The organism is Lentibacillus songyuanensis (assembly GCF_039548255.1).
Classification (GTDB): Bacteria; Bacillota; Bacilli; order Bacillales; family Amphibacillaceae; genus Lentibacillus_C; species Lentibacillus_C songyuanensis.
The window spans coordinates 1-1505 of sequence record NZ_JBCLVH010000057.1 but is presented as its reverse complement, the minus strand read 5'-3'; the positions used below and the strand labels follow the sequence as shown (position 1 = coordinate 1505).

Here is a 1505-nt window from a genome sequence, read left to right as displayed (position 1 = left end):
GTAAGTGTAAAATATTTCTCGAGGGTATTTGAGCGATATTCTAGCCAAAAAAGAAAAGGCACTCTATCATAAAATGTATGCTTTGACCAGGCAAATACATTTTAGAGAGAGGCCTTTTCATGGGGAATATTATATCAAATATCAATAAGTTAATAAAGAATAGTGGTAATTTAATTGAATTAGAGGAAAGTATCCGATTGTTTATGTATGAGGTAGTTGCTTCTGAACTAGGAGAAGTATTTACTCGATTGAATCAAGTCATTAAGAAAAAGAAGCAGGCAATGGGTTGGACCGTAAAGCGAGATGATTGGAAAACCGTACAATTCACCTTTGGATCCGTGTGTTTTTGTCACACGCTTATGGGCGATGAGAAGGGAGACGCTCACTATCCCTTTGATGAATGGTTGGGAATACGAAAGAGCCAACGACATAGTCCATTAGTGGAAGTAAAAGTGGCAGAACTTGCTAGTCAAAGTACGTATCGTGAAACAGCACGTGTTTTAAAGGAATGGACTGCAGTTAACCTCAGTCACACAACGGTTGGGAGTATGGTAAGACGCGTTGGGAAAGCGCAGGCCCAGGCGGATGAAGAAATGGTTATTGAGCTGGATGAGGCTGCTTCTCTGCCGGAGGGAAAGAAGGTGGCGTATCTATATGCGGAGGCGGACGGTGTTTTTGTTCGTAGTACAGAGAAGAAAAAAAGCTTGGAAGTGCACCATGCCGTTGTTCATGAGGGTTGGAAGAAGAATGGAAAACGAGTAGCTTTACGAGAACCAAAAGTGATCATGACGACACACGCAACCCCAGATTTTTGGAAGGAAGTACAAGCCCTTACAGCCCATCGTTATTCACTGGAGGAGACGAAGGTGGTTACAAACAGTGATGGAGGATTAGGATATACAGCCGAGAAGTTTCAAGAGGCTTTTTCACAGTCTCATTTTTCTGTCTTGAATCAATTGGATCATTATCATGTTTCACAGGCTGTAAATCGTGCTTTGGGTGGCGAACAGAGTAAGTATAAGGATGGCATTAAAAAGGCTCTAAAAGAACATGACTTGGATGCTTTCATGTTATGGCTAGATACGTATGAGAGTACGTTAGATGATGCAAAAAGAATAGAAAAGATAAAAGCATTTCGTACGTATATTACGAACAACTGGGGGCGAATTTTTGACTGGCGAGAAGTGGTAGAAAACCCACCAAAAGATGCAAGGAGCTTGGGAGCGATGGAATCAAATCAAAGACACGTTTCGTTTCGTATGAAAAAGAGAGGGATGCATTGGAGTTCAGAGGGCGGAGAAGCCATGGTTAAAGTAAAACAAGGGATCTTAAACCAAACACTTCGGGACGTGTACCTGAAACATCAACACAGAAGCGCTAGAAAGCAACGAGAAGTCAAAAAAGCAGTGAGAATGTCGGAGATTCTAAGTAACCCAACTCGTCCATCAGTGGGAACTAGACAAGGCGCTATAGGCTTATATACGGCCCATTCTACAGCCATGGGT

1 protein-coding gene is annotated in these 1505 nt (G+C 42.2%); it reads left to right on the top strand.

The window, feature by feature from the left end:
- Positions 1–119 precede the first annotated feature (119 nt).
- The coding region (locus WMZ97_RS21785) for an ISLre2 family transposase (protein ID WP_343274165.1) at positions 120–1505 on the top strand (1386 nt) is incomplete at its 3' end.